The sequence below is a fragment of the Enterobacter sp. RHBSTW-00593 genome (genome assembly GCF_013784105.1).
GTDB classification, from domain to species: Bacteria; Pseudomonadota; Gammaproteobacteria; order Enterobacterales; family Enterobacteriaceae; genus Enterobacter; species Enterobacter ludwigii.
In genome coordinates, this window is the sequence record NZ_CP056393.1 from 748,703 (window position 1) to 774,890 (window position 26,188).

The 26,188-nt window shown below is 54.2% G+C and carries 22 protein-coding genes; 12 read left to right on the forward strand and 10 right to left on the reverse strand.

The window, feature by feature from the left end; all coding sequences use genetic code 11:
* The first annotated feature begins 24 nt into the window (after window positions 1-24).
* From ftsZ to mutT, 5 genes are all read left to right on the forward strand, one after another.
* On the forward strand, window positions 25-1,176 hold the full coding sequence (ftsZ, locus tag HV242_RS03585) for a cell division protein FtsZ (RefSeq protein ID WP_008501978.1): 1,152 nt from the start codon (window positions 25-27) through the stop codon (window positions 1,174-1,176).
* Between the two features lie 101 nt (window positions 1,177-1,277).
* Window positions 1,278-2,195, forward strand: a complete 918-nt coding sequence (gene lpxC / locus HV242_RS03590) for a UDP-3-O-acyl-N-acetylglucosamine deacetylase (protein WP_014168633.1) — start codon at window positions 1,278-1,280, stop codon at window positions 2,193-2,195.
* Between the two features lie 283 nt (window positions 2,196-2,478).
* Window positions 2,479-2,982, forward strand: a complete 504-nt coding sequence (secM, locus tag HV242_RS03595; RefSeq protein WP_072126512.1) for a secA translation cis-regulator SecM — start codon at window positions 2,479-2,481, stop codon at window positions 2,980-2,982.
* A gap of 60 nt (window positions 2,983-3,042) precedes the next feature.
* Window positions 3,043-5,748, forward strand: coding sequence for a preprotein translocase subunit SecA (gene secA, locus HV242_RS03600; RefSeq protein WP_014168636.1), 2,706 nt, complete (start codon window positions 3,043-3,045; stop codon window positions 5,746-5,748).
* A 57-nt stretch (window positions 5,749-5,805) separates the two neighbouring features.
* Complete coding sequence (gene mutT / locus HV242_RS03605) at window positions 5,806-6,198, forward strand: 8-oxo-dGTP diphosphatase MutT (RefSeq protein ID WP_014168637.1); 393 nt, start codon at window positions 5,806-5,808, stop codon at window positions 6,196-6,198.
* Between the two features lies 1 nt (window position 6,199).
* On the opposite strand, the gene yacG is transcribed toward mutT, so the two are convergent.
* The 3 genes from yacG to coaE are packed head-to-tail and all read right to left on the reverse strand — an operon-like array spanning window position 6,200 to window position 7,767.
* On the reverse strand, window positions 6,200-6,394 hold the full coding sequence (gene yacG, locus HV242_RS03610) for a DNA gyrase inhibitor YacG (protein WP_020882580.1): 195 nt from the start codon (window positions 6,392-6,394) through the stop codon (window positions 6,200-6,202).
* A 9-nt stretch (window positions 6,395-6,403) separates the two neighbouring features.
* Window positions 6,404-7,147, reverse strand: coding sequence for a cell division protein ZapD (zapD, locus tag HV242_RS03615; RefSeq protein ID WP_014168639.1), 744 nt, complete (start codon window positions 7,145-7,147; stop codon window positions 6,404-6,406).
* On the reverse strand, window positions 7,147-7,767 hold the full coding sequence (coaE, locus tag HV242_RS03620) for a dephospho-CoA kinase (RefSeq protein WP_014168640.1): 621 nt from the start codon (window positions 7,765-7,767) through the stop codon (window positions 7,147-7,149). The genes zapD and coaE overlap by 1 nt, the downstream gene beginning before the upstream one ends.
* A gap of 228 nt (window positions 7,768-7,995) precedes the next feature.
* On the opposite strand from coaE, the gene HV242_RS03625 reads away from it, so the two are divergent.
* Window positions 7,996-9,039, forward strand: coding sequence for a GMP reductase (locus tag HV242_RS03625; protein WP_014168641.1), 1,044 nt, complete (start codon window positions 7,996-7,998; stop codon window positions 9,037-9,039).
* A gap of 33 nt (window positions 9,040-9,072) precedes the next feature.
* Here HV242_RS03625 and hofC read toward each other — a convergent pair whose 3' ends face one another.
* The 4 genes from hofC to nadC form a co-directional block, all read right to left on the reverse strand.
* Window positions 9,073-10,257 carry a protein transport protein HofC gene (gene hofC / locus HV242_RS03630; RefSeq protein ID WP_025205401.1) on the reverse strand — a complete coding sequence of 395 codons (1,185 nt, stop codon included), beginning with the start codon at window positions 10,255-10,257 and terminating at the stop codon, window positions 9,073-9,075.
* Entirely contained in the window at window positions 10,247-11,629 is a 1,383-nt protein-coding gene (gspE, locus tag HV242_RS03635) for a type II secretion system protein GspE (RefSeq protein WP_025205399.1), read from the reverse strand. Before gspE ends, hofC begins: the two co-directional genes overlap by 11 nt.
* Window positions 11,630-11,639: 10 nt before the next feature.
* A complete protein-coding gene (gene ppdD / locus HV242_RS03640) occupies window positions 11,640-12,077 on the reverse strand; it encodes a prepilin peptidase-dependent pilin (RefSeq protein WP_050737499.1) in 438 nt (145 codons plus the stop codon).
* A 173-nt stretch (window positions 12,078-12,250) separates the two neighbouring features.
* On the reverse strand, window positions 12,251-13,144 hold the full coding sequence (gene nadC, locus HV242_RS03645) for a carboxylating nicotinate-nucleotide diphosphorylase (RefSeq protein WP_032681658.1): 894 nt from the start codon (window positions 13,142-13,144) through the stop codon (window positions 12,251-12,253).
* 87 nt (window positions 13,145-13,231) lie between these two features.
* Here nadC and ampD point away from each other — a divergent pair, with 87 nt between their 5' ends.
* Window positions 13,232-13,783 (forward strand): 1,6-anhydro-N-acetylmuramyl-L-alanine amidase AmpD, encoded by a 552-nt coding sequence (gene ampD / locus HV242_RS03650; protein WP_032681656.1) that lies wholly within the window; start codon window positions 13,232-13,234, stop codon window positions 13,781-13,783.
* 9 nt (window positions 13,784-13,792) lie between these two features.
* Window positions 13,793-14,647: a beta-lactamase regulator AmpE gene (ampE, locus tag HV242_RS03655; RefSeq protein ID WP_025205391.1), complete on the forward strand. Its 855-nt coding sequence runs from the start codon at window positions 13,793-13,795 to the stop codon at window positions 14,645-14,647.
* Window positions 14,648-14,665: 18 nt separating this feature from the next.
* Here the strand turns inward: ampE and HV242_RS03660 are convergent, their stop codons facing one another.
* The 3 genes from HV242_RS03660 to aroP form a co-directional block, all read right to left on the reverse strand.
* Window positions 14,666-15,616, reverse strand: coding sequence for a glycoside hydrolase family 43 protein (locus tag HV242_RS03660; protein WP_050737498.1), 951 nt, complete (start codon window positions 15,614-15,616; stop codon window positions 14,666-14,668).
* A gap of 10 nt (window positions 15,617-15,626) precedes the next feature.
* A complete protein-coding gene (locus tag HV242_RS03665; protein WP_014168649.1) occupies window positions 15,627-17,024 on the reverse strand; it encodes a glycoside-pentoside-hexuronide (GPH):cation symporter in 1,398 nt (465 codons plus the stop codon).
* A gap of 165 nt (window positions 17,025-17,189) precedes the next feature.
* On the reverse strand, window positions 17,190-18,560 hold the full coding sequence (gene aroP / locus HV242_RS03670; protein WP_014168651.1) for an aromatic amino acid transporter AroP: 1,371 nt from the start codon (window positions 18,558-18,560) through the stop codon (window positions 17,190-17,192).
* A gap of 537 nt (window positions 18,561-19,097) precedes the next feature.
* On the opposite strand from aroP, the gene pdhR reads away from it, so the two are divergent.
* From pdhR to lpdA, 4 genes are all read left to right on the forward strand, one after another.
* Complete coding sequence (pdhR, locus tag HV242_RS03675) at window positions 19,098-19,862, forward strand: pyruvate dehydrogenase complex transcriptional repressor PdhR (RefSeq protein ID WP_013095596.1); 765 nt, start codon at window positions 19,098-19,100, stop codon at window positions 19,860-19,862.
* A 123-nt stretch (window positions 19,863-19,985) separates the two neighbouring features.
* Complete coding sequence (aceE, locus tag HV242_RS03680) at window positions 19,986-22,649, forward strand: pyruvate dehydrogenase (acetyl-transferring), homodimeric type (protein ID WP_014168653.1); 2,664 nt, start codon at window positions 19,986-19,988, stop codon at window positions 22,647-22,649.
* 14 nt (window positions 22,650-22,663) lie between these two features.
* Window positions 22,664-24,547, forward strand: a complete 1,884-nt coding sequence (aceF, locus tag HV242_RS03685; RefSeq protein ID WP_050737497.1) for a pyruvate dehydrogenase complex dihydrolipoyllysine-residue acetyltransferase — start codon at window positions 22,664-22,666, stop codon at window positions 24,545-24,547.
* Between the two features lie 198 nt (window positions 24,548-24,745).
* Window positions 24,746-26,170: a dihydrolipoyl dehydrogenase gene (lpdA, locus tag HV242_RS03690; RefSeq protein WP_020882589.1), complete on the forward strand. Its 1,425-nt coding sequence runs from the start codon at window positions 24,746-24,748 to the stop codon at window positions 26,168-26,170.
* Window positions 26,171-26,188 lie beyond the last annotated feature (18 nt).

A 26,188-nucleotide genomic window follows, 5' to 3' on the forward strand; every position in this document is an offset into this window, starting at 1 on the left:
ACAGGCACAACGGAGAGAGAAATTATGTTTGAACCTATGGAACTGACCAACGACGCGGTGATTAAAGTCATCGGCGTCGGTGGCGGCGGCGGTAACGCCGTAGAGCATATGGTGCGTGAACGCATTGAAGGTGTTGAGTTCTTTGCAGTTAACACCGATGCACAGGCACTGCGTAAGACGGCTGTAGGCCAGACTATCCAGATCGGCGGTGGCATCACCAAAGGGCTGGGCGCTGGGGCTAACCCGGAAGTCGGTCGTAATGCGGCTGAAGAAGATCGTGAGGCCCTGCGCGCTGCACTGGAAGGTGCGGACATGGTCTTTATCGCAGCGGGTATGGGTGGCGGTACGGGTACCGGCGCAGCACCTGTTGTGGCTGAAGTAGCGAAAGATTTAGGTATCCTGACCGTTGCTGTCGTGACCAAGCCTTTCAACTTTGAAGGCAAGAAGCGTATGGCTTTCGCGGAGCAGGGTATCACTGAACTGTCCAAGCACGTGGACTCGTTGATTACCATCCCGAACGACAAACTGTTGAAAGTTCTGGGTCGCGGTATCTCTCTGCTGGACGCTTTTGGCGCAGCCAACGACGTGCTGAAAGGCGCGGTGCAGGGTATCGCTGAACTGATTACCCGTCCGGGTCTGATGAACGTTGACTTTGCAGACGTTCGTACCGTGATGTCCGAAATGGGCTACGCGATGATGGGCTCTGGCGTGGCAAGCGGTGAAGACCGTGCAGAAGAAGCGGCTGAAATGGCTATCTCTTCTCCACTGCTGGAAGATATCGACCTGTCTGGTGCGCGCGGCGTGCTGGTCAACATTACCGCTGGCTTCGACCTGCGTCTGGATGAGTTTGAAACCGTGGGTAACACTATCCGTGCGTTCGCCTCTGACAACGCTACCGTGGTAATCGGTACTTCCCTTGACCCGGAAATGAACGACGAGCTGCGTGTTACTGTTGTTGCTACCGGTATCGGTATGGACAAGCGTCCTGAGATCACCCTGGTGACCAACAAACAGACTCAGCAGCCGGTTATGGATCGTTACCAGCAGCACGGTATGTCTCCTCTGACTCAGGAGCAGAAACCGGCCGCGAAAGTGGTTAACGACCCCACTCCGCAAACGGCGAAAGAGCCAGATTATCTGGATATCCCGGCGTTCCTGCGCAAGCAAGCTGACTAAGAATTGGCTGGAATTTGGGGATTTTCGCTCTTTGTGCTAAACTGGCCCACCGTCAGTGATATACACTTTCGGTTGGATAGTTAATTTGGCGAGATTATACGATGATCAAACAAAGGACACTTAAACGTATCGTTCAGGCGACTGGTGTCGGTTTACATACCGGCAAGAAAGTCACACTGACGTTACGCCCTGCGCCGGCCAATACCGGGGTCATCTATCGTCGCACCGACTTGAATCCACCGGTAGACTTTCCGGCCGATGCCAAATCTGTGCGTGATACTATGCTCTGTACTTGTCTGGTGAACGAGCATGACGTGCGGATTTCTACCGTAGAGCACCTGAACGCCGCCCTGGCGGGTCTGGGTATCGACAACATTATGGTTGAAGTCGATGCGCCAGAAATCCCGATCATGGATGGTAGTGCTGCTCCGTTCGTCTATCTGTTGCTGGATGCCGGCATCGAAGAACTGAACTGCGCGAAAAAATTTGTTCGTATCAAAGAGACCGTTCGCGTCGAAGATGGCGACAAATGGGCTGAATTCAAACCGTACAATGGTTTCTCGTTGGACTTTACCATCGATTTTAACCATCCGGCGATTGATGCCAGCACCCAACGCTATGCGATGAACTTCTCTGCTGATGCGTTTATGCGCCAGATCAGCCGTGCCCGTACGTTTGGCTTCATGCGTGATATCGAATATCTGCAGTCCCGCGGCCTGTGCCTGGGCGGCAGCTTCGATTGTGCCATCGTTGTTGACGATTATCGCGTACTGAACGAAGACGGTCTGCGTTTTGAAGATGAATTCGTTCGTCACAAAATGCTGGATGCTATCGGCGACCTGTTTATGTGTGGTCACAACATCATTGGTGCATTTACCGCGTTTAAATCCGGTCATGCACTGAACAACAAACTGTTGCAGGCAGTCCTGGCAAAACAGGAAGCCTGGGAATATGTGACCTTTGAAGACGAAGCTGAGCTGCCGCTGGCCTTCAAAGCACCAAACACGGTACTGGCGTAACGGTTAAAGCCGTTTCGTAAAAAATCGACTGGTTAACCTGGTACTCTCTCCGACCAGGGAGACCAGTCGTTTTTATTTTTACCCCTCTTCATTTGTTTGCCCCAGCGTCACTTCTCGTTTGCCCGGTGCAGAAAATCTGTGCGTTAGCTGCATTCTTGACCGTTTTTCCCCGCAGCAATACGTCATTCCTGCTGCTGTGTATTGGCTTTAGTGGTAATATCTGGGCGCTTAAAAGAATAATTGAATTCAGCCTGTTGAAGGCTGGCTTAATGTGGTGGAGCAAGTGAGCGGAATACTGACGCGCTGGCGACAATTTGGCAGACGTTACTTCTGGCCGCATCTCTTATTAGGGATGGTCGCGGCGAGTTTCGGCTTGCCTGCGCTCAGCAACAGTGCGGAAGCGGCGACGCCGACGAAGACCTCCACAACCAAACACGATCTCAACACGCGGGTTAATTTTACTAACCTGGCGTGGCTTGAAGCCAATCGCCGCCCGAATTTCTCGGTGGATTACTGGCACCAGCATGCGATCCGTACCGTTATTCGCCATCTGTCATTTGCGATGGCTCCGCAGGCACTGCCTGTTGCTGAAGAGACGCTGCCGGTACAGGCGCAGCATCTTGCTCTGCTGGACACGCTTAACGCGCTGCTTACGCAGGACAGTCAACCACCCGTCATGGTGCGTCAGACCACGCAAATCGCGCACGTTCCTCCTGCGACCTTCTCCGTTTCGACATGGATTAGCCAGGCCCACGGCATCCGCGCCGGGCCTCAACGCCTCAGCTAAATTAACCTTTTTTCAATACCTTAATTTATCTGCCCAACCTGGGGCGTTTGAGAATTTATTATGCTAATCAAATTGTTAACAAAAGTTTTTGGTAGTCGTAACGATCGTACCCTGCGCCGTATGCGCAAAGCTGTTACCGTCATCAATGGCATGGAGCCGGCGATGGAGAAGCTCTCTGATGACGAGCTGAAAGCGAAAACCGTAGAATTCCGCGCGCGTCTTGAAAAAGGCGAAACGCTGGAAAGCCTGATTCCTGAAGCCTTCGCCGTTGTGCGTGAGGCCAGTAAACGTGTGTTTGGCATGCGTCACTTCGACGTTCAGCTGCTGGGTGGTATGGTGCTTAACGAGCGCTGCATCGCGGAAATGCGTACCGGTGAAGGTAAAACCCTGACCGCAACGCTGCCCGCCTACCTGAACGCACTGACCGGTAAAGGCGTTCACGTCGTTACCGTCAACGACTATCTGGCACAGCGTGATGCCGAAAACAACCGTCCCCTGTTCGAATTCCTGGGCATGACCGTTGGCATCAACATGTCCGGTCTGCCGGCACCCGCCAAACGTGAAGCCTATAACGCGGATATCACCTACGGTACCAACAACGAATACGGCTTCGACTACCTGCGTGACAACATGGCGTTTAGCCCTGAAGAGCGCGTCCAGCGTAAACTGCACTATGCGCTGGTGGATGAGGTGGACTCCATCCTGATCGATGAAGCGCGTACCCCGCTGATCATCTCCGGCCCGGCCGAAGACAGCTCCGAGATGTACCGTAAAGTCGATAAAATCATTCCGCACCTGCTGCGTCAGGAGAAAGAAGATTCCGACACCTTCCAGGGTGAAGGCCACTTCTCTGTCGATGAAAAAGCGCGCCAGGTGAACCTGACCGAACGCGGTCTGGTGAAAATTGAAGAGCTGCTGGTGGCTGAAGGCATCATGGAAGAGGGCGAGTCTCTGTACTCTCCGACGAACATTATGCTGATGCACCACGTTACTGCCGCGCTGCGTGCCCATGCGCTGTTCACCCGCGATGTCGACTACATCGTGAAAGACGGTGAAGTTATCATCGTTGATGAGCACACTGGCCGTACCATGCAGGGACGTCGCTGGTCTGACGGTCTGCACCAGGCCGTTGAGGCCAAAGAAGGCGTTGATATTCAAAATGAAAACCAGACGCTGGCCTCTATTACCTTCCAGAACTACTTCCGTTTGTACGAGAAGCTGGCGGGGATGACCGGTACTGCAGATACCGAAGCATTTGAATTCAGCTCCATCTACAAACTGGATACCGTGGTCGTTCCAACCAACCGTCCAATGATCCGTAAGGATATGCCGGACCTGGTGTACATGACCGAAGCGGAAAAAATTCAGGCGATCATTGAAGATATTCGCGATCGTACCGCTAATGGCCAGCCGGTGCTGGTGGGGACAATCTCCATCGAGAAATCCGAAGTGGTTTCCAATGAGCTGACCAAAGCGGGCATCAAACACAACGTACTGAACGCCAAATTCCACGCCAAAGAGGCGGATATCGTTGCGCAGGCGGGTTACCCGGCAGCGGTAACAATCGCCACCAACATGGCGGGTCGTGGTACCGACATTATGCTGGGTGGTAGCTGGCAGGCAGAGATTGCCGAGCTGGAAAACCCAACGCCGGAGCAGATTGCTCAGATTAAAGCGGACTGGCAGGTACGCCATGACGCGGTGCTGGCATCCGGTGGTTTGCATATCATTGGTACCGAACGTCATGAATCTCGTCGTATCGATAACCAGCTGCGCGGCCGTGCGGGTCGTCAGGGCGATGCCGGTTCTTCCCGCTTCTACCTGTCTATGGAAGATGCGCTGATGCGTATTTTCGCCTCCGACCGTGTTTCTGGCATGATGCGTAAACTGGGTATGAAACCTGGCGAAGCCATTGAACACCCGTGGGTCACCAAAGCGATTGCTAACGCCCAGCGTAAAGTGGAAAGCCGCAACTTCGATATTCGTAAGCAGCTGCTGGAATATGATGATGTGGCCAACGACCAGCGTCGTGCCATCTATACCCAGCGTAACGAACTGCTGGACGTGTCCGACGTGAGCGACACCATCAACAGCATTCGCGAAGATGTATTCAAAGCGACTATCGACGCGCATATTCCACCGCAGTCTCTGGAAGAAATGTGGGATATCGAAGGTCTGCAGGAACGCCTGAAAAACGACTTCGACCTCGAACTGCCAATCAAAGAGTGGCTGGACAAAGAGCCTGAGCTGCACGAAGAGACCCTGCGTGAACGTATTTTCGAAACCGCGCTGGACGTATACAAGCGTAAGGAAGAAGTCGTTGGCGCTGAGATGATGCGTCACTTCGAAAAAGGCGTGATGCTGCAAACGCTGGACTCCCTGTGGAAAGAGCACCTGGCGGCGATGGACTACCTGCGTCAGGGTATCCACCTGCGTGGTTACGCGCAGAAAGATCCGAAGCAGGAGTACAAGCGTGAATCCTTCGCCATGTTTGCGTCCATGCTGGAGTCACTGAAGTATGAAGTGATCAGCACCCTGAGCAAAGTTCAGGTACGCATGCCGGAAGAAGTGGAAGCAATGGAGCAACAGCGCCGTGAAGAAGCTGAGCGTCTGGCACAGATGCAACAGCTGAGCCACCAGACTGACGAGAGCGAAGCTGCGGCAGCGATCGCGGCCCAGACTGGCGATCGTAAAGTTGGCCGCAACGATCCGTGCCCGTGTGGTTCCGGTAAAAAATACAAGGCGTGCCACGGTCGTCTGAGCTAAATTCATAACAAAACAAAAAGGCGCAGAAATCTGCGCCTTTTTTATGGAAGTGACAATATGAAAATACTGCAAATTGCCGTCGGGATTATTCGCAACCCGCAAAACCAGTTCTTTATCACCCAGCGCGCCGCCGACGCCCATATGGCGAACAAATGGGAGTTTCCGGGCGGGAAAATCGAGTCAGGCGAAACGCCGGAACAGGCGCTGATCCGTGAGCTTCAGGAAGAAGTGGGGATCACCCCGCTTGGCGCAACGCTGTTTGACAAGCTCGAATACCAGTTTCCCGATCGTCACATTACGCTTTGGTTCTGGCTGGTGGAAAACTGGGAGGGGGATCCCTGGGGCAAAGAGGGGCAACCGGGTAACTGGGTTGAACTGCAGGCAAGCGATGCCGACAAATTCCCGCCGGCAAATGAGCCTGTGATTACCCGGTTAGTGCAGGGCGTTTAATTTACTGCTGTTCTTCACTCCAGTCATCGCTGTCCGAAAGAGTGCCTTCACTCGGAATGCGTTTCTCTTCCGCCGCCCATTCGCCCAGGTCAATTAACTGACAGCGTTTACAGCAGAATGGGCGGTATGGGCTCACTTCGCCCCAGACAACACTTTTGCCACAGGTTGGGCAGTTTACGATGGTTACGTCAGACATTGGCACTCCTTAACAACAGGCCAGTTCAAAATCGAGGCGTTCCGGCACGGTGCCATTTTCACTGTCCAGCGGCATAAAGCGAATCGCAAAACGGCTCTTATGCCCGGAAATTTGCGGGTAAAGCTGCACGTCGAGCGAAAGGTTCAGTCGCAGTAGATCGGCATCGTCCCCGTTATCCTGGTAAAAACCGTTCAGGCTGGTCTGCTTGCGGAACGGCGCAGAGTTACGGATAAGATCGAGGATCAGCGATAACGTCCGGTGCATCGGCTCCAGGCTTTCCAGCCAGATATTCACCTGCGCATCACGCTGCGTTTGCGGCATGTGCAGCCACATATGAAGCGTCGGCAGGTCAAAGCTGCAGCATCCACCGGGAATACTCAGGCGCTGGCGTACCAGGGCAATCAAGCGATCTTCACGCAAAAACTGGCCAACGCGAGGGGCAGCCATTAACGTGCTGCTACTGCTTTTTAACTGCTGACGCAGGGAATCGATACGGCTTTGATCAACACCCGGGACTTCCGCCCATGCCTGCAGTTTACGCTGCTGACGCTCGAGTTCTTTCAGTAATTCGGTGCGGACATCTCCACGCTCAATCACATCCAGCAGGTCCCCCACATTGCGGAAGAAGTGCAACGCAGTGGCGTGATCGTTGACAGGCAGATGTTGCGAGAGTTGTTGAATAAGAAATTCGATACGCAGCCAGGTACGCATTTTTTCGTTAAGCGGATGCTCAAAAAGGATGTGAGTCGACATTATGGTTTTTCCTGTGCAACGGCCTGCGCGGCGAAGGTCAAATACTGCGCGTGCAGACGGGCAACATCCGATGCAATGGCATCTGGTGCGCCGTTATTATCAATAACATCATCCGCAACGGCCAGGCGCTGATCGCGCGTGGCCTGAGCGGCAAGAATTTGTTCGGCATGTTCGCGCGAGACGCGATCGCGCGTCATGGTTCGCTGGATTTGCGTTTCGGGAAGGACATCAATGACCAGAACCCGATCGGCTTTCTTCTGCAGCTGATTTTCTACCAGCAACGGAACTACCCACAGCACATACGGTGAGCGGGCGGCGGCAATCTGACGCTGGGTTTCCTGGTGGATAATGGGGTGGAGCAGGGCATTAAGCCAGACCTTTTCCGCAGAATCGGAAAAAATGCATTCGCGAAGCTGCCGGCGATTTAGCGTGCCGTCCGCATTGATGATGGCCGGGCCAAAATGTTCTTCAATGGCCTTTAACGCGGGTGTATTCGGTTCTACCACCTGACGGGCAATGATATCGGCATCGATAATCGCGATACCCAGGCGAGCGAAAGCGTCCGCAACGGTACTTTTGCCACTACCGATGCCGCCGGTTAATGCGACGGTATACCCCATTAAATCAAATCCTGGGAATTATTCATTATTAAAATCAGTTGGTTGAAATTCAAACGTGTGCCAGCCAATGTTTAGCTCTCTTTACCGGCTTTTTACCAGGTAAATTTATAGGATTGTAGCGTAAAAAAAGAGAATTTCGCAGTCTTGCGGAGCAGGTATTAGTGCGTATGATAACGTCACTGGAGTTGTGCTTTTAACATATTTGCCTCTAACCCCAGGAATCCGCACATGCGTATCGAAGAAGATCTGAAGTTAGGTTTCAAAGACGTTCTTATCCGCCCTAAACGCTCTACACTGAAAAGTCGCTCAGACGTTGAACTCGAACGTCAATTCACCTTTAAACATTCCGGTCAGACCTGGTCTGGCGTGCCGATCATCGCTGCCAATATGGACACCGTGGGAACCTTCGAGATGGCAACCGCGCTGGCACAGTTCGACATCCTCACGGCAGTTCACAAACACTACAGCCCTGAAGAGTGGAACGCCTTTGTGGCATCCGCTTCTGCTGAGGTCGTGAAGCATGTGATGGTCTCTACCGGAACCTCAGATGCCGATTTCGAAAAGACCAAACAAATCCTCAAGAGTAACCCCGCGCTGAACTTCGTCTGTATTGATGTAGCGAATGGTTATTCCGAACACTTCGTGCAGTTCGTGAGCAAGGCGCGTGAAGCCTGGCCGAACAAAACCATCATTGCGGGTAACGTAGTGACCGGCGAGATGTGTGAGGAGCTGATCCTCTCTGGCGCAGATATCGTCAAAGTGGGCATTGGCCCGGGTTCCGTGTGCACCACGCGTGTGAAAACCGGTGTCGGTTATCCGCAGCTTTCTGCGGTTATTGAATGTGCCGATGCTGCGCACGGCCTGGGCGGCCAGATCATCAGTGACGGCGGTTGTACTACCCCGGGTGATGTCGCGAAAGCTTTCGGCGGCGGCGCAGACTTCGTGATGCTTGGCGGTATGCTGGCAGGTCACGAAGAGAGTGGCGGTACCGTGGTGGAAGAGAACGGTGAGAAATTTATGCTGTTCTACGGTATGAGCTCTGAATCGGCGATGACCCGTCACGTGGGTGGCGTTGCAAAATACCGTGCGGCAGAAGGCAAAACCGTGAAGCTGCCGCTGCGCGGTCCGGTTGAGAATACCGCACGTGATATTCTTGGTGGCCTGCGTTCGGCCTGCACCTATGTGGGGGCATCCCGCCTGAAAGAGTTGACGAAACGCACGACCTTTATCCGCGTTCAGGAACAGGAAAACCGCGTTTTCAATAGCCTGTAATCGCGTAAGCTGGCGCACATCCGTGTGCCAGCGTTATCCCGCACTCATCGCATCCCCGAGATGGAAGATAGGCAGATACATTGCCACCACCAGCGTGCCGATAATCACACCCGTCACGATCAGCAGTACAGGCTCCAGCACGGCAGCCAGGTTATCTGCTGACTGAAAGGTTTGCTCTGTGTGGTGACGCGCCAGGTTTACCAGCATGATATCGAGCGCACCTGACGTTTCGCCGGTTCGCAATAGCTGAATACACAGCGGAGTAAAAACTGCCGCCTTTTGAAAGGATGCCCAAAGGGGATAACCCTTTTCAATGTCTTCCCGGATGGCGCGGAGTATCCCCTGCCAGTACCTGCTCTCAACCGTCTCTTCTGCACTCTCCAGACCCTTTAAAAAAGCGATGCCCGCCTGCTGCGTGAGCGACAGTACGGTAAAAATTTGCCCCAGCTTTTGTCCTTTAGCCAGCGCGCCCATGACGGGGATATGCAGCAGTACGTGTTGCCAGCGCGGATCCTGCCGCAAACCCCAGGCGATGATCACGGGAAGGAGTAGCCCCGCGAACAGCGCGAGGGCATAGGACTGTATAAACGTTGCCATTCCCATGACTATTTGTGTCAGCATCGGGAGCGGGGTATTAAACGTTTTGTAGATGGCGGCGAATTCGGGCAAGACCAGAGTGACCATGGCCAGCACCACGAGTACCGCCAGAGCCAGGATTACCATCGGGTAACGCAGTGCCTTTTTCACTTTCGCACTGAGTTGCTGCTGTGATTTTTGTTGCTGGGCAAGCTCACGGCAGCACGTCTCCAGCTTCCCGGTTAGCTCGCCGGTCTTCACCATTGACACATACAGTGGGCTAAATACCGCGGGCCAGCGCTTCAGCGCCTCAGAAAAAGGGCATCCTTCACTCAGCTCATCGGCAAGGCTTTGCAAGAGTGCCTGCCAGGGTGATATCGGATGCTGGTCCGCCAGCATCTGCAGGCTGTCAGACAGTGTCAGGCCCGCCTGCAAAAGCGTGGCGAGCTGGTGAAATACCTCGTAGCGGTGATGTGGTCGCCAGCGATACCTCTGCGTGCAGCGGGTGATTGTCAGAGGATGTAGCGCTTTGCGCATCAGCCTGTCGAAAGCCGCATTGCGGTCAGTTGCCCACAGAGCCCCGCTTCGGGGCTCTCCTTCAACGGATAGCGCACGCCAGCGCCAGAGGTGATTAGCAGCCATCGGGCATTCCCAGGATACGCAGCAACTCTTCGAGCGTGGTCAGTCCCTGTTCAACAGCCATACAGCCATGTTCGAAAAGGGATGTCATTCCTGCCTGACGGGCGCTGGCCTCTATCACCTCTGACCCCGCTCCGCTGGCAATGGCCTGCCGGAGTGTCTGGTCAATGACGAGCACTTCAAAAATGGCGACGCGACCATAAAAACCGTGATAACAGCGCTCACAGCCGGTGGGTTGCCAGCGCGGTAGCGGCCGGGGCCAAACGGAGCGAGGCAGTTCTGCCCGCTTGTCGGTTTCCTGGCGGCAATGGGGGCATAAACGGCGCACCAGCCGCTGGGCGATGACCAGCGAGAGGGCGGAAGAGATCATCCATCGCGCCACCCCCATCTGCTGCAGGCGGATCAGGGTTTCCGCCGTCGAGTTGGTGTGTAGCGTCGACAACACCAGATGCCCGGTTTGCGCGGCATTAATGGCAATCTCTGCCGTTTCGCCATCACGAATTTCGCCGACCATAATGATGTCAGGATCCTGACGTAGCAGCGCTCTCAGCACCGTCTGGAAGGTGAGGCCCGCACGCGGGTTTATCTGCGTCTGGTTTAATCCTGCAAGCGGGATCTCTATCGGGTCTTCCACGCTGCAGATGTTCACATCCGGCGTGTTTCGAGCCTGCAGCGCGCTGTACAGCGTCACGGTTTTACCGCTGCCGGTGGGGCCGGTAACCAGAATCAGCCCCTGCGGCTGGTGGAGCACTTCGCTAAAGCCGGCCAGCTGTTTAGCATTCATCCCCAACGTTTCTGGCTCAAGAGATTGCTGAACCTGATGCAGCAGGCGCAGTACAATTTTTTCACCGCCGCTGCAGGGAAGCGTGGCGATGCGAAATGAGACCGGCTCGTTTGCCAGCTCAATCGTAAACTGACCGTCCTGCGGTAAGCGGCGTTCCGCAATATCGAGGTTACCCAGCACTTTTAACCGGGCGCTGAGCATGGTGGCCAGCGCGGCTGAAAGTGGGGGCTGCGGGCAAAGCACGCCGTCGATGCGCAGGCGAATCTGGCAAGTCTGCTCCATCGGTTCAATATGAATATCAGAAGCGCGTTGGTTTATCGCCTGCTGCAGCGTGTGGTTAAGAATATCCACCGCTGAGTGTGTCGGCGTAACGACGGGCAGATGCGTTTGTGTGGTTAACTGCCGGTGCTTTTCCATGCGCTCGGCGCTCCAGCACTCGATATCAATCCGTTTCTGGGTAGCGAAACGCAGGGCTTCCATCAGTTCAGGGCCGGGGTTTCCCACGACGGCAATGCTAATCATGTCGCTATCGCTGCTCAGCAGAAGGGCATGATGACGCAGACAAAGTGCGACAAGCTGATCGGTATTCATCATCCGCTCCTCAGTGGGTGTCGAAGCGGAAAACGTCTTCACAGGCCTGCTTGAGCGCGCTGTCGGTACCGATGTTGCAGTCACGCGTCCACCCCGTCATGCCGTTGCCGTCACTCCATTTTGGCGTCATGACCACCTCCAGCCCGTTAAGGCTCTCCTGGCCGGTTAAGGTCACGACGCCTTTCGCCACGTTCATGCCTGAAACGTAGCGGGTAGTGGTGGGGGACGGGATGCCATTACTGCCTCCGTCACAGCTCTCCACGCCGCCGTGATCCAGGGCGCAAAGCTCAATGGCGGTACGGTAGGGAATGAAGGTTTGCAGCATATCGGTTAACGCTGCTTTTCGCAGGTAGTTCTGGTACGCGGGAACGCCGATGGCGCTCAGAATGGCAATAATGCCGATCACCACCATCAGCTCAATGAGTGTGAATCCTTGTTGTCTGTCCATGTCTGCTCCTTACGTTAAGTAGGGCTACTCTGGCAGTGAGACAGCGCAGAAACGAGGGGCAAAAAAAGGAACGTGAAGGGGCTTTCAGGGAATTCGTGGCGTGTTGCAGGGTAGGGCAATGCTTTTGCGAGCGGGAGTGAATTTCCCCTCTCCGCAACGAGAGGGGAGAGTCATTATTTGAAACGCATCGAGAGGTCGAGGGCGCGAACGTGCTTGGTCAGCGCCCCAACGGAGATGAAATCAACGCCGGTCTCGGCGAATTCACGGATCGTATCAAACGTCACGTTGCCGGATACTTCAAGCTGGGCTTTGCCGTTGGTCAGTTTTACCGCCTCGCGCATCTGCCCGGTTTCGAAGTTATCAAGCATGATGATATCGGCGCCGGCCTTGATAGCCTGCTCCAGCTCCTCCAGGTTTTCGACTTCCACTTCGACGGGCACATCCGGATGCAGCCAGAAGGCTTTTTCGACCGCCTGACGCACGGATCCTGAGGCAATGATATGGTTCTCTTTAATCAGGAACGCGTCAGACAACCCCAAACGATGGTTTGCACCGCCGCCACAGAGCACCGCGTATTTCAACGCAGTGCGCAGACCCGGTAGCGTTTTGCGGGTATCCAGCAACTGCGTGCGGGTACCCGCCAGCAGGTCAACGTAGCGACGCACTTCGCTTGCCACACCGGACAACGTCTGCACGAAGTTCAGCGCGGTTCGTTCACCGGTCAGCAGTACGCGGGAAGGTCCATCAAGTTCGAACAGCGGCTGATTTGCCGTAATCGCATCACCGTCGTCGACATGCCAGGTGATCTGCACCTCATCGCCTGCCAGTTGGGTAAAGACCTCTTCAACCCAACGCTTACCGCAAAAAATACCCTCTTCGCGCGTAATAATGACCGCATGTGAGCGAGTCTCTTTTGGCAATAATTGTGCGGTAATATCCCTGTCGGCGCTGACGTCACCGCCCAGATCTTCTTTCAGGGCATGGGCAACGCTTGCCGGAATATCCATACTAATACGTTCCAGAAGCGCTTCACGTCGGTTGTCGGGGTTGTAACGGCGAGGCGGCATGATAAAACTCCAAATTGGTAACGAATCATAATATTGAAACATGCTACTCTGAACCGAGTAACAGCACCATACATAAGGAGTTCCAGCATGTTGTTAGAAAACGGATGGCTGGTGGATGCGCGGCATGTGCCCTCGCCCCACCACGACTGCCGCCCGGAGGATGAAAAGCCCACACTGCTGGTTGTTCATAATATCAGTCTCCCGCCGGGTGAGTTTGGCGGCCCGTGGATCGACGCGTTATTCACGGGGACCCTGGATCCTGATGCCCATCCTTTCTTTGCTGAGATTGCGCATCTGCGCGTGTCGGCTCACTGTCTGATCCGTCGCGACGGCGAAGTGGTTCAGTACGTCCCTTTTGATAAGCGCGCCTGGCATGCCGGCGTGTCGATGTACCAGGGACGCGAACGCTGCAATGATTTTTCCATCGGGATTGAGCTGGAAGGCACTGACACCACCCCCTACACCGATTCACAGTATCAACAATTGGTGGCTGTAACCCAAACGCTGATCGGGCTCTATCCCGCGATAGCCGGGAATATTACGGGACACAGCGATATTGCTCCGGCGAGAAAAACCGATCCCGGCCCGGCTTTTGACTGGCCCCGGTTTCGCGCCTTGCTTACCGCGTCGTCAGAATAAGGAGATAACATGACGTTGTTTACCATGCTGCTGGTTATCATCGCTGAACGCCTGTTCAAACTCGGTGAGCACTGGCATCTGGATCATCGGCTGGAGGTGCTTTTCCGCCGGATTAAACATTTTTCCATGCTGCGCACGCTGCTGATGACCGCTGGCGTGATGGTTATAACGTTTTTACTGCTGCGTTCGCTTTACGGCCTCTTTTTCAACGTGCCGCTGCTGGTGGTGTGGATCCTGCTCGGCGTGCTCTGTATTGGCGCGGGCAAGGTGCGTATGCACTACCACGCCTATCTGAAAGCCGCATCCCGTGACGATGCCCATGCGCGGGGCGCCATGGCGAGCGAGCTGACGATGATCCACGGCGTGCCGCCGGATTGCGATGAGCGTGAATTTTTGCGCGAACTGCAAAATGCGCTGCTGTGGATCAACTTCCGTTACTACCTGGCACCGCTGTTCTGGTTTGTGGTGGGCGGTCCGTGGGGACCGGTACTGCTGATGGGCTATGCGTTTCTGCGCGCCTGGCAGACCTGGCTTGCCCGTTACCTTACCCCGCATGAACGTTTATTGTCGGGAATCGATGCCATTCTGCATGTGCTGGACTGGCTCCCGGTACGTCTGGTGGGCGTCGTTTATGCGTTAATTGGCCACGGTGAAAAAGCGCTGCCGGCATGGTTTGCTTCGCTTGCCGACCGCCACACGTCTCAGTATCAGGTATTAACACGTCTGGCGCAGTTCTCGCTGGCGCGTGAGCCGCATACCGACAAGATTGAAACGCCGAAAGCGGCTGTCTCCATGGCGAAGAAAACGTCGTTTGTGGTGGTCGTGGTCGTGGCGTTGCTGACCATTTACGGCACGCTGGTCTAAGCCAGCGCGCCGTACCGGTCAGAGCGTATCAGCAGGCGGGATGCCAAAGTCAGGCATCCCGTTTTCGTCCCAGCGTACGCATTTCAGACGCGTGTGACGATTCGGGTCATAGAGCGGGTCGCCTTCAATCTCGGTGTAGTTTCGCGCGTGGTAGACCAGCACGTCCTCTCCCTCCGGCGTTTGCGTAAAGCTGTTATGCCCGGGCCCAAACTGACGATTCTCGACGCTGGTTCGGAAAACCGGACGCGACGCTTTATGCCAGTTCGCCGGATTTTGCGGATCGGCGTTCATGTCTATCCACAGTAACCCCATGCAATAGTTCTCATCCGTAGCGCTGGCGGAGTAGCTGATAAACAGCTTATCTTCGTGAAACAGCACTGCCGGACCTTCGTTGACCCAAAATCCGCGGCATTCCCAGTCATACTCCGGTTTACTGAGCATCACCGGCTCGCCTTTGAGCGTCCACGGATTCGCCATTTCGCACAGATAGAGGTTGGAGTTTCCGGAGATATCCGGGGCTTTTTGTGCCCACAAATACCAGCGTTTTCCCTGATGGACGAACGTGGTGGCGTCCAGTGCGAAGGTGTCGAACGGGGTGGTAATCTGGCCTTTCTCGATCCACGTCCCGGTGAGGGGATCGTGGTCCGCACACTCCAGCGCAAACATACGGTGCTGGAACATCCCGAGGCTGTCCAGCGCCTGGGTATGGGTGGCGGCAAAATAGATATACCACTTACCGTCAATGTGGTGCAGTTCCGGTGCCCAGATCAGCTGGCTCATCGGCCCGGTCTCCGGTTTACGCCAGACCACGACCTCTTCGGCATCGCGTAGTCCTTCCAGCGAGTCGGCGCGACGGATCTCGAGCCTGTCGTACTGCGGCACGGAGGCGATAAAGTAGTACAGCCCCTCGTGGTGCAGAATATAGGGGTCGGCACGTTGTTCAATAAACGGGTTTGGCCAGGTGTGCATTCGGCTTTCCTTATTTCGTCTCAGCGGCTTTGAGTTCCTGATAATTATTCAGCTCGCGATAATTGTTGCGACGCTTCTCGAGGTCTTCCTGGATCTGCTTCATCGTTTCGCGGTCAACCTTCAGCAGACGTACCACGCCTGCGGTAATGAGATACCCGACGCCCGGAATCACGGTAAACAGCAATACAATGCCGTTGATGGCATCCGGACTTTGCGCTTTCGCCCCCGCGTCATAACCGTACCAGGAGAGCAGGAAACCAACCATCGCACCGGCAATCGCCAGCCCCAGTTTGAGGAAGAAGATGTTACCGGAGAAGCTGATCCCGGTGATGCGCTTACCGGTTTTCCACTCACCGTAGTCATCGACGTCGGCCATCAGCGACCAGTGCAGCGGAGACGGGATCTGGTGCAGGATGTTCAGCAGGAAGTAGAGCACCACAATGGTGACCGTGGCTTTCGGATCGAAGAAATAGAAGGCGCAGGAGAAAATCGCCAGCACGATGTTGGTCCAGAAGAAGACTTTCAGCTTACACCAGCGGTCGGTGAGGACTTTCGCCAGCATACTGCCGAGCATCATGCCAACCACGCCCAGGCTGATAAACAGCGTGGCGAAATGGGTACTCTGGCCCATAACCCAGGTCACGTAGTACATCGTGGCCGCCATGCGGATAAAGCCCGGGCACACGTTGCACAGGGTCAGCAGCAGAATGCGCACCCACTGGTCGTTCTTCCACACGTCTTTCAGGTCGTTTTTCAGCTCGTCATGAGTCTGTACCGCCGGGCGTACACGCTCGCGAACGGTATAGAAGCAGAACAGAAACATACCGGTACCAATCAGCGCCAGCACGGTCATTGCCATCTGGTAGCCTTTGGCTTTGTTGTCGCCACCAAACCAGTCGGCCATCGGTAACAGCGTCAGCGACAGCAGCAGCGTGGCGATACCTACCAGCACAAAGCGATAGGACTGGCAGGCAACACGTTCCTGCGGATCGTTGGTAATCACGCCGCCTAACGAACAGTAAGGAATGTTAATTGCCGTATAGGTTAAAGAGAGCAGGAAATAGGTGACGAAGGCATAGATAACTTTGCTGTTGTAGCTCCACTCTGGTGTGGTGAACATCAGGATGCTGAACAGCGCATAGGGAAAGGCAATCCACAGCAGCCATGGACGAAACCGGCCATATTTACTGCGGGTACGGTCGGCGATGGCCCCCATAATCGGATCCGTTACGGCATCAATTACGCGGACAGACAGCAGCAGTACGCCGACCAGTGCAGGCGCCAGACCAAAAATATCGGTATAAAAATAATTAACAAACAACATGATGGCGCCAAAGATGATGTTGCAACCTGCATCGCCCATCCCATAGCCGATCTTTTCTTTTACTGACAGTTTAGCGTTATCCATAGACTGCTCTCCGGGTTACGGTATGGAGAGAATTATTTGCTGGCAAACGAATATATGCGTTGCAGTATCAGGGCGGTGATATGGATAAATGCGCTGTTGGCGTGAAACTGTGAGGGAGGTAACAACACGCGGTACCTGCAAAACGCAGATACCGCGGGGGGAGACTTAGTGAGCTTTCAGGGCGTTGCGGCTTTTCTGGCTAAACAGATAGCCGATGCCAAGAACGGCAACCCAGACTGGGATCAGGTACACCGAGATTGCCATACCCGGAGTCAGCAGCATGATGACCAGCACTCCCGCCATAAACAGCAGGCAGATCCAGTTGCCCAGCGGATAGAGCAGGGCAGGGAAACGAGTCTTCACGCCCTGCTGATGCTTGGCACGGCGGAACTTGATGTGTGCCAGGCTGATCATCGCCCAGTTGATAACCAGGGCAGAGACCACCAGCGCCATCAGCAGGCCAAACGCCGATTCCGGGGCCAGATAGTTAATCAGGACACACAGCGCCGTTACGATCGCCGAAACGATGATGGTGTTCACCGGAACGCCACGCTTATCGACGTTGAGCAGCATCTTCGGCGCGTTACCCTGCTGGGCCAGGCCGAACAGCATACGGCTGTTGCAGTATACGCAGCTGTTATAGACCGACAGCGCCGCCGTCAGCACCACGATGTTGAGCGCATTCGCCACGACGGTATCGCCCAGCTCGTGGAAAATCAGGACAAACGGGCTGGTGTCTGCAGTAACGCGCGTCCACGGCAGCAGAGAGAGCAGAACGGCCAGTGAGCCCACATAGAAAATCAGAATACGGTAGATAACCTGGTTGGTCGCTTTCGGGATGCTCTGCTCCGGGTTGTCGGCTTCAGCTGCGGTGATGCCGACCAGCTCCAGACCACCGAAGGAGAACATAATGATTGCCATCATCATCACGAGGCCCGTCATGCCGTGAGGCAGGAAGCCGCCCTGTTCCCAGAGGTTGCGTACCGTGGCCTGCGGGCCACCGTTGCCGCTAAACAGCAGCCAGCCGCCAAAGATGATCATCGCCACGACGGCAACTACTTTGATGATGGCAAACCAGAACTCCATCTCACCGAAGACTTTAACGTTGGTGAGGTTGATGGCGTTAATAATGACGAAGAAGGCCGCAGCAGAAGCCCAGGTGGGGATCTCCGGATACCAGAATTGAATGTATTTCCCGACGGCGGTCAGTTCAGCCATGGCAACCAGAACGTACAACACCCAGTAGTTCCAGCCTGACGCGAAGCCGGCGAAACTGCCCCAGTACTTATAGGCAAAGTGGCTGAAAGAGCCCGCAACCGGCTCTTCAACGACCATTTCACCTAACTGGCGCATAATCAGAAAAGCGATAAAACCGGCAATGGCGTAACCCAAAATAATGCCGGGACCGGCAGACTGGATAACGGATGCACTTCCCAGAAACAGTCCAGTGCCAATAGCACCGCCCAGTGCGATTAGCTGTATATGGCGGTTCTTCAGACCGCGCTTTAGCTGATCGCCGTGCTGTTGAGCTTCCATTTGAAACCTCGTGTGTGGTTGTTATGTTCACGCGACGCGTGTGTAATTATGAATATCCGTTTTCTGTATTTATTTCTTTACAGTCAATGAGACCGAAAAAAGCGGAGATGTCTTCCGTAAGCGCCAGAATAGTGGTAAGCGCTAGCGAATGCACCTGCTTTATGACGGGGCGATGACGAGTTGAATAAAAAGAAAGCATTTGTAAATCACCCCGCTAACCCTTCATACCCCAACCTATAGAATAGAAATGCTCCGTAAGTGGGCAAAATTTCATATTTTGCGTTGTTGAATCGCTTCAGATTGCAAAAACCCTCGTTTCATTAAGGTTAAAACTCCCACTAAGGGAGTAACTAACTCATTTGTGCGAAGTTACATTTCTGAAACGTTATTTCTGTAAGGTTGTTAAAATGTGCAGGGTTTACTGATTTCAATCAAAACCAATATGGACAGAAGGTGAATACTTTGTTACTTTAGCGATACGAACTTGAAATTGGTAAGACCAATTGACTCCGGGCAAAAAGGCGTAAGACAGGGAATATGGCCTACAGCAAAATTCGCCAACCAAAACTATCTGATGTGATTGAGCAGCAGCTGGAGTTTTTAATCCTCGAAGGGACACTGCGCCCGGGTGAGAAACTTCCGCCAGAACGCGAGCTGGCAAAACAGTTCGACGTTTCACGTCCCTCTCTGCGTGAGGCGATTCAACGTCTCGAAGCAAAGGGCTTGCTGCTTCGTCGCCAGGGCGGCGGAACCTTTGTGCAAAACAGCCTGTGGCAGAGCTTCAGCGATCCGCTGGTAGAACTTCTCTCTGACCACCCAGAATCCCAGTTTGATCTGCTTGAGACCCGTCACGCGCTAGAAGGTATCGCGGCCTATTACGCCGCACTTCGTAGCACTGATGAAGATCGCGTGCGTATCCGCGAACTTCATCAGGCCATTGAACGGGCACAGCAATCCGGCGATTTAGACGCCGAGTCCAATGCCGTTGTCCAGTATCAAATCGCCGTCACCGAAGCTGCACACAATGTTGTGCTCCTCCATCTGCTACGCTGCATGGAGCCGATGCTGGCCCAGAACGTTCGTCAGAATTTTGAATTGTTGTATGCCCGTCGGGACATGCTCCCATTGGTAAGCAACCATCGCACCCGAGTATTCGAGGCGATAATGGCCGGGGAACCGGAGCAGGCGCGCGAAGCGTCGCACCGACATCTGGCTTTCATTGAGGAAATCTTGCTGGACCGCAGCCGTGAACAATCGCGTCGCGAACGTTCATTACGCCGCATACAGCAACGAAAGGATTAAGCGCCAGGGTTTTTTAGAGCGCGGCAACTAAACGCAGAACCTGTCTTATTGTGTTCTTGCCCAAGAGCACAATGGGACAGGTTCCAGACAAATCAACGTATTAGATAGATAAGGAATACCCCCATGTCAGAACGTCTCCAAAATGACGTGGATCCGATCGAAACTCGCGACTGGCTACAGGCGATCGAATCGGTCATCCGTGAAGAAGGTGTTGAGCGTGCTCAGTATCTGATTGATCAGCTGCTTTCTGAAGCCCGCAAAGGCGGTGTGAAGGTTGCTTCAGGTGCAGGGGCTAGCAACTACGTAAACACGATTGCCGTTGAAGACGAACCGGAATACCCGGGCAATCTGGATCTGGAACGCCGTATCCGTTCTGCAATCCGCTGGAACGCCATCATGACCGTTCTGCGCGCGTCCAAGAAAGACCTGGAGCTGGGTGGCCACATGGCGTCCTTCCAGTCTTCTGCGACCGTTTACGAAGTGTGTTTCAACCACTTCTTCCGTGCAGCTAACGAGAAAGACGGCGGCGATCTGGTGTACTTCCAGGGCCACATCTCTCCGGGCATCTATGCACGTGCATTCCTGGAAGGTCGTCTGACTGAAGAGCAGATGAACAACTTCCGTCAGGAAGTTCACGGTAAAGGTCTGTCTTCTTACCCACACCCTAAACTGATGCCAGAATTCTGGCAGTTCCCGACAGTATCCATGGGTCTGGGCCCAATCGGTGCTATCTATCAGGCTAAATTCCTGAAATATCTGGAACACCGTGGTCTGAAAGACACCTCTGAACAGACCGTCTACGCCTTCCTGGGCGATGGCGAGATGGATGAGCCAGAATCGAAAGGCGCAATCACCATTGCGACCCGTGAGAAACTGGACAACCTGTGCTTCATCATCAACTGTAACCTGCAGCGTCTGGATGGTCCGGTAACCGGTAACGGCAAGATCATCAACGAACTGGAAGGCATCTTCGCAGGTGCTGGCTGGAACGTGATCAAAGTGATGTGGGGTTCCCGTTGGGACGAACTGCTGCGTAAAGACACCAGCGGTAAACTGATCCAGCTGATGAACGAAACCGTTGACGGTGACTACCAGACCTTCAAATCCAAAGACGGTGCCTACGTTCGTGAGCACTTCTTCGGTAAATATCCTGAAACCGCAGCACTGGTTGCAGACTGGACTGACGAACAGATCTGGGCTCTGAACCGTGGCGGCCACGATCCGAAGAAAATTTACGCTGCACTGAAAAAAGCGCGTGAAACCAAAGGTAAAGCGACTGTAATCCTGGCCCATACCATCAAAGGTTACGGCATGGGTGATACCGCAGAAGGTAAAAACATCGCTCACCAGGTTAAGAAAATGAACATGGACGGCGTGCGTTATATCCGCGACCGTTTCAACGTTCCAGTGACCGATGAGCAGGTAGAAAACCTGTCTTACATCACCTTCCCTGAAGGTTCTGAAGAGCATAAGTACCTGCACGAACGTCGTCAGGCGCTGAAAGGCTACCTGCCAGCTCGTCAGCCTAACTTCACCGAGAAGCTGGAACTGCCAGCGCTGGAAGATTTCTCTCAGCTGCTGGAAGAGCAGAACAAAGAGATCTCTACCACTATCGCTTTCGTTCGTGCCCTGAACGTGATGCTGAAGAACAAGTCGATCAAAGATCGTCTGGTTCCAATCATTGCCGACGAAGCGCGTACTTTCGGTATGGAAGGTCTGTTCCGTCAGATCGGTATTTACAGCCCGAACGGCCAGCAGTACACCCCGCAGGACCGTGAGCAGGTTGCTTACTACAAAGAAGACGAGAAAGGTCAGATCCTGCAGGAAGGTATCAACGAGCTGGGCGCAGGCGCATCCTGGCTGGCTGCTGCGACCTCTTACAGCACCAACAACCTGCCGATGATCCCGTTCTACATTTACTACTCCATGTTCGGGTTCCAGCGTATCGGTGACCTGTGCTGGCAGGCAGGCGACCAGCAGGCTCGTGGCTTCCTGATCGGTGGTACTTCTGGTCGTACGACCCTGAACGGTGAAGGTCTGCAGCACGAAGATGGTCACAGCCATATTCAGTCTCTGACTATCCCTAACTGTATCTCTTACGACCCGTCTTACGCGTACGAAGTGGCAGTCATCATGCATGACGGTCTGCAGCGCATGTACGGTGAAGCGCAAGAGAACATTTACTACTACATCACCACGCTGAACGAAAACTACCACATGCCGGCCATGCCAGCAGGTGCCGAGGAAGGTATCCGTAAAGGTATCTACAAACTCGAAACCGTTGCAGGTAGCAAAGGTAAAGTTCAGCTGCTGGGCTCCGGTTCTATCCTGCGTCACGTACGTGAAGCGGCACAGATCCTGGCGAACGACTACGGCGTTGGCTCTGACGTGTACAGCGTAACGTCCTTCACTGAACTGGCGCGTGATGGCCAGGATTGTGAGCGCTGGAACATGCTGCACCCAATGGAAACGCCACGCGTTCCATACATCGCTCAGGTGATGAACGACGCGCCTGCGGTTGCGTCTACTGACTATATGAAACTGTTCGCTGAGCAGGTTCGTACTTACGTACCGGCTGATGATTACCGCGTACTGGGTACTGACGGCTTCGGTCGTTCTGACAGCCGCGAAAACCTGCGTCACCACTTCGAAGTGGATGCATCTTACGTGGTTGTAGCAGCACTGGGCGAACTGGCTAAACGTGGCGAAATCGATAAGAAAGTGGTTGCGGACGCAATCACCAAATTCAACATCGATGCAGATAAAGTTAACCCGCGTCTGGCGTAAGAGGTAAAAGAAGAATGGCTATCGAAATCAAAGTACCGGACATCGGGGCTGATGAAGTTGAAATCACCGAGATCCTGGTCAAAGTGGGCGACAAAGTTGAAGCTGAACAGTCGCTGATCACTGTAGAAGGCGATAAAGCCTCTATGGAAGTTCCGTCTCCTCAGGCTGGCATCGTTAAAGAGATCAAAGTCTCTGTTGGCGATAAAACCGAGACTGGCAAACTGATCATGATTTTCGATTCCGCCGACGGTGCAGCAGCTGCTGCACCTGCGCAGGAAGAGAAGAAAGAAGCTGCTCCTGCGGCCGCTGCACCAGCAGCCGCTGCGGCAAAAGAAGTCAACGTGCCTGACATCGGCGGTGACGAAGTTGAAGTCACTGAAATCCTAGTGAAAGTGGGCGATACCGTTACGGCTGAGCAGTCCCTGATCACCGTAGAAGGCGACAAAGCCTCTATGGAAGTGCCGGCGCCATTCGCGGGTACGGTTAAAGAGATCAAGATCAACACCGGTGACAAAGTTTCTACCGGCTCTCTGATCATGATCTTCGAAGTGGCAGGTGCTGCACCTGCTGCCGCGCCTGCTCAGGCTGCTGCGCCAGCGCCGGCCGCTGCACCTGCTGCTGGCGGTGCGAAAGATGTCAACGTACCTGACATCGGTGGTGACGAAGTTGAAGTCACCGAAGTGATGGTAAAAGTGGGCGACAAAGTTGCTGCTGAACAGTCACTGATCACCGTTGAAGGCGACAAAGCGTCTATGGAAGTACCCGCGCCATTCGCGGGTACCGTTAAAGAGATCAAAATCAGCACCGGCGACAAAGTGTCTACGGGCTCTCTGATCATGGTCTTCGAAGTGGAAGGCGCTGCGCCAGCTGCCGCTGCTGCACCAGCTCCTGCCGCTGCACCGGCTCAGGCGGCTAAACCTGCTGCTGCCCCTGCTGCAAAAGCAGAAGGTAAATCTGAGTTCGCTGAGAACGACGCTTACGTTCACGCTACGCCACTGATTCGTCGCCTGGCGCGCGAATTCGGTGTAAACCTGGCGAAAGTGAAAGGGACTGGCCGTAAAGGTCGTATCCTGCGCGAAGACGTTCAGGCCTATGTGAAAGACGCGGTGAAACGCGCTGAAGCTGCCCCTGCTGCTGCAGCTGGCGGCGGTATCCCGGGCATGCTGCCATGGCCGAAAGTGGACTTCAGCAAGTTCGGTGAAATCGAAGAAGTGGAACTGGGTCGTATCCAGAAAATCTCTGGTGCCAACCTGAGCCGTAACTGGGTGATGATCCCGCACGTTACGCACTTCGACAAAACGGATATCACCGATCTGGAAGCGTTCCGTAAACAGCAGAATGCCGAAGCTGAGAAGCGTAAACTGGATGTGAAATTCACCCCAGTCGTCTTCATCATGAAAGCCGTTGCTGCGGCGCTTGAGCAGATGCCACGCTTCAACAGCTCCCTGTCCGAAGATGGCCAGAAGCTGACGCTGAAAAAATACATCAATATCGGTGTTGCGGTTGATACGCCAAATGGTCTGGTTGTTCCGGTCTTTAAAGACGTGAACAAGAAGAGCATCACTGAGCTGTCCCGTGAACTGACCACCATCTCCAAAAAAGCGCGTGATGGTAAGCTGACTGCCGGCGAAATGCAGGGCGGCTGCTTCACTATCTCCAGCATCGGCGGCCTGGGTACTACCCACTTCGCACCGATTGTTAACGCGCCGGAAGTGGCTATCCTTGGTGTGTCCAAGTCCGCGATGGAACCGGTATGGAATGGCAAAGAGTTCGTGCCGCGTCTGATGATGCCAATCTCTCTGTCCTTCGACCACCGCGTGATCGACGGTGCTGATGGTGCGCGTTTCATCACCATCATCAACAACACCCTGAGCGACATTCGCCGCCTGGTGATGTAATCGAAAAGCCGGCCAGTCGGCCGGCTTTTTTCTGTTAATCTCATGTGGTCTGTGAGGTTATTGGCGAAAAGCGACAATTCGTGAGCCGTTTGTTGTTTCAAAATTGTTAACAATTTTGTAAACTGCGGGCGGATAGAACGTCCCGGTGGATGAAGGGCGACAAGTACCTGGACCGCCGGAAATCAATAAGAGGTCATGATGAGTACTGAAATCAAAACTCAGGTCGTGGTACTTGGGGCAGGCCCGGCGGGTTACTCTGCTGCCTTCCGTTGCGCTGATTTAGGTCTGGAAACCGTAATCGTAGAACGCTACAACACCCTCGGTGGTGTTTGCCTGAACGTAGGCTGTATCCCTTCTAAAGCTCTGCTGCACGTTGCGAAAGTTATCGAAGAAGCCAAAGCACTGGCTGAACACGGTATCGTCTTCGGCGAGCCGAAAACCGATATCGACAAGATTCGTACCTGGAAAGAGAAAGTTATCACTCAGCTGACCGGTGGTCTGGCAGGTATGGCCAAAGGCCGTAAAGTGAAAGTGGTAAACGGTCTGGGTAAATTCACCGGCGCGAACACCCTGGAAGTGGAAGGCGAAAACGGCAAAACCGTTATCAACTTCGACAACGCGATCATCGCTGCGGGCTCCCGTCCAATTCAGCTGCCATTCATTCCACATGAAGATCCACGCGTGTGGGATTCCACCGATGCGCTGGAGCTGAAATCCGTACCTAAGCGTATGCTGGTTATGGGTGGCGGTATCATCGGTCTGGAAATGGGTACCGTGTACCATGCGCTGGGTTCAGAGATCGACGTGGTTGAAATGTTCGACCAGGTTATCCCGGCTGCCGATAAAGACATCGTTAAAGTCTTCACCAAACGTATCAGCAAGAAATTCAACCTGATGCTGGAAACCAAAGTGACTGCCGTCGAAGCAAAAGAAGACGGTATTTACGTTTCCATGGAAGGCAAAAAAGCCCCTGCCGAACCACAGCGTTACGACGCCGTGCTGGTGGCTATCGGCCGTGTGCCGAACGGTAAAAACCTCGACGCGGGCAAAGCAGGCGTGGAAGTGGACGACCGTGGCTTCATCCGCGTTGACAAACAGCTGCGCACCAACGTGCCGCACATCTTTGCTATCGGCGATATCGTCGGTCAGCCAATGCTGGCGCACAAAGGTGTTCACGAAGGTCACGTTGCCGCTGAAGTTATCGCCGGCATGAAACACTACTTCGATCCGAAAGTGATCCCATCTATCGCTTACACCGAGCCAGAAGTGGCATGGGTGGGTCTGACTGAGAAAGAAGCGAAAGAGAAAGGCATCAGCTACGAAACCGCCACCTTCCCGTGGGCTGCTTCTGGCCGTGCTATCGCTTCCGACTGCGCAGACGGTATGACCAAACTGATCTTCGACAAAGAGACTCACCGTGTGATCGGTGGTGCGATTGTCGGTACCAACGGCGGCGAGCTGCTGGGTGAAATCGGTCTGGCTATCGAAATGGGTTGTGACGCTGAAGACATCGCGCTGACTATCCACGCTCACCCGACTCTGCACGAGTCTGTTGGCCTGGCGGCAGAAGTGTTCGAAGGTAGCATCACCGACCTGCCTAACGCGAAAGCGAAGAAGAAATAAGTTTCTTCATGATTGCGA